At 61.4% G+C, this 2186-nt stretch carries 3 protein-coding genes; 2 read left to right on the forward strand and 1 reads right to left on the reverse strand.

From position 1 onward, the window contains the following. Nucleotides 1-180: 180 nt before the first annotated feature. Entirely contained in the window at nucleotides 181-504 is a 324-nt protein-coding gene (locus EN914_RS32925) for a DUF736 domain-containing protein (RefSeq protein ID WP_024505644.1), read from the reverse strand. A 1010-nt stretch (nucleotides 505-1514) separates the two neighbouring features. On the opposite strand from EN914_RS32925, the gene EN914_RS32930 reads away from it, so the two are divergent. Both EN914_RS32930 and EN914_RS32935 read left to right on the forward strand, forming a co-directional pair. Further along, nucleotides 1515-1823 carry a hypothetical protein gene (locus EN914_RS32930; RefSeq protein WP_024505643.1) on the forward strand — a complete coding sequence of 103 codons (309 nt, stop codon included), beginning with the start codon at nucleotides 1515-1517 and terminating at the stop codon, nucleotides 1821-1823. Between the two features lie 101 nt (nucleotides 1824-1924). Beyond that, on the forward strand, nucleotides 1925-2186 hold a 262-nt coding region (locus EN914_RS32935; protein ID WP_148129646.1), incomplete at its 3' end, for a co-chaperone GroES.

The following is a 2186-nucleotide window of genomic DNA, read 5'->3' on the forward strand; positions in this document are numbered from 1 at the left end:
ATGATCCTCGTTTCGCTTCGGACAAGCGAGGGCGACGATGGGCGAGGGAGATCGTCTCGGGGACGGGCGAAGAGTCGGGGGAGAGTTTTCGCCGCCCTTTAGGGCGGACGGGGTTTGGGTGGAACTCCTGGGAATGAGCCCCGCGCCGGGGCTGCGGCGCGAGGCTCTTATCTCGGCCGGTCAGTCGGCCGGGTTCCAGATGATGGCGTAGGTGTCGTGATCGTCCTGGCCGGCGGCGCGGCCGAGATTGGCGTAGAGCTTGCGCGGTCCGAACTCCGGCGCTGCAATCGACAGGCTCACATAATCCTTGCCGGAAGTCTCGCCGGTGCGGATCCAGCCAGCGCCGACTTCGACCCCTTGCGTAAGCACCCGGAAGTCGGGATGGTTATCGGCGCTCTTGGCCTGGTTGGGGACGATATCGATGTCGGCGCGGACGCTGAGCGTCTTGAACTGGCCCTTGTAGGCGCCGTTTTCCTGCTTGTTGACGTAACCGATCGCGGTCATTTCGAAGTCTCCTTTTGTGGTTTCGCCGGGGACCATCCCCTGCGATGGCGCACCGTAATGGGCGCGTCAGGACCGCCTGAATCCGACAGGGCCGCAGCGACAGTGAAGGACCCGAGCGGGCAGCTTTTTTGTGAGCGAAGCGGCGCGAGGAAGCCGCCGCAGGCGGCGGGGAAAAAAGCTGATGGCGCGAGGGTTTCGGGCGGCCGGACCCGCCCATAGGTCGACAAGCCAGCCGCAGGGATGGTCCTTGGAGAGAGCATGGAGACCGCTCGCCAAGTGCGGTCTGTCAGCCAAGCAGGACGCCGGGATGAAACGGCCTGCAAAGATGCTGCGCCCTTATGCCGGATCGAGATCGTGCCAGCGGGTCGGGCGCCAGAGCAGACATCCGGCATGGTGCGATCTATGAAAGCAGGGCTCGCCAGCGGGAATTTGATACGCGAGGGGGCCAAAGTAAGGCTGGATGAGAAGCCGGTGCTACCTGCAGGTCCAGTGTCATGTGGCGGCGCTCGGGAAACCGCTACGCAATGTAACGCGCTCTTATGAGGCGAACAGACCGGCCCCAAAACCGATCGACCGGTGGTCGGCGCGAAACGCGTCATGCCTGTCCGAAAGCTGACAGTGGCAGAAGACGCATGTCGGGTTCCGCACAATTGACCATGCTGGATTTGTGAGGTTTTCAGGGAGAGCCATGCGTTCACTTCCCAGTGAGCTTTGGCACGGCATTTGCTCTTGATGTGGCAACACGGATCGAAGGTTGACTGCATGCACAAGCGCGAGATGAGCAATGCTCTCCTTTCCTGGAGGCTTGGCAGCAGATTCGATTTGACGTTGCGAGGAGCTTCAGCCGCTCGCGGCGGAAGTGATCTCAAATCTGAAGGCACCGTTGGGGCCGCAGCCATCAAACACATCTTTCTCTTTTTCGCAGCTCGTCTTCAACGCGATGCGGACTTCTTCGCGTCGACGGCGGCCGAAGGTGGAGAAGGGGCTCGACTTGCAAAAAGGAGTTGTCAATGACGTCTTACGTTCGCACCAACAGCCCGGCGCAGGTGCGCTCACTGTCCACCTTTGGCAAGCATCTGCAAAGGAGCGTGCTGACGGCGACGCTGCTTGCCGCGGCTTCGACGGGAAGTGAAGCGCAGCCCTATGTTCGTGCTGACGGCAGCACGATTGACGACTTGGAAGCGGCGCGCGCAAGTTGGCGTCATGACGCCGAATTCAATGGAAATGTGGGGCTCGCAGCCATCAACACGGATGCCGCGTATGCGTTGGGTTCCACGGGGAGGGGGCCAGAGCTCCTCGCCTGCCCTCGTCCGTCTTGACGAGTGCCCGATTACAGCCTACCTCACTATCGCGTTAGCACTCGTCCATCGCGAGTGCTAACAAAAACCCCTCAACATCCGCACCAGGGAAAAATCCGAAAATGGCAAAGTCGAAGTTCCGCCCGCTGCATGACCGCGTGGTCGTTCGCCGGGTCGAATCCGAATCCAAGACCGCTGGCGGGATCATCATCCCCGACACGGCAAAGGAAAAGCCGCAGGAAGGCGAGATCATCGCCGTCGGCTCCGGCGCTCGTGACGAAGCTGGCAAGCTGGTCCCGCTGGACGTCAAGGCCGGCGACCGCATCCTGTTCGGCAAGTGGTCGGGCACCGAAGTCAAGCTCAATGGCGAAGACCTTCTGATCA

This window comes from Mesorhizobium sp. M7A.F.Ca.CA.001.08.2.1 (assembly GCF_003998455.1).
GTDB classification, from domain to species: Bacteria; Pseudomonadota; Alphaproteobacteria; order Rhizobiales; family Rhizobiaceae; genus Mesorhizobium; species Mesorhizobium ciceri.